The organism is Microvirga sp. KLBC 81, from assembly GCF_003075415.1.
Taxonomy (GTDB): domain Bacteria; phylum Pseudomonadota; class Alphaproteobacteria; order Rhizobiales; family Beijerinckiaceae; genus Microvirga.
In genome coordinates, this window is sequence record NZ_QDAH01000332.1 from 1 (window position 1) to 539 (window position 539).

Genomic DNA, 539 nt, shown 5'->3' on the forward strand with positions numbered 1-539 from the left:
TTCTCGACCTCCTCGTCGGAGCAGAACGGGCCGTGCACGCGGGTGATGCGGCCGCCGCCGGCCATGTAGAGCATGTCGCCCTGGCCCAGGAGCTGCTCGGCGCCCATTTCCCCTAAGATCGTGCGGCTGTCGATCTTCGAGGTCACCTGGAACGAGATCCGGGTCGGGAAGTTCGCCTTGATCGTGCCGGTGATCACGTCCACCGACGGGCGCTGGGTGGCCAGGATCACGTGGATGCCGGCGGCGCGCGCCATCTGGGCCAGGCGCTGGATCGCGCCCTCGATCTCCTTGCCGGCCACCATCATCAGGTCGGCCATCTCGTCGACGATCACCACGATGTACGGCAAGGCCTCGAGATCCATCACCTCGTCCTCGTAGATCGCCTCGCCGGTGTCGCGGTCGAAGCCGGTCTGGACCGTGCGGGTGAGGGTCTCGCCCCGGGCCCTGGCCTCCGAGACGCGGGCGTTGAAGCCGTCGATGTTGCGCACCCCGAGCTTCGACATCTTGCGGTAGCGGTCCTCCATCTCGCGCACCGCCCA

1 protein-coding gene is annotated in these 539 nt (G+C 67.7%); it reads right to left on the reverse strand.

Going from position 1 to position 539, the window contains the following annotated elements:
• Positions 1-539, reverse strand: a 539-nt coding sequence (locus DC522_RS34050) for an FtsK/SpoIIIE domain-containing protein (protein ID WP_256369943.1), incomplete at both ends; no start/stop codon positions are given.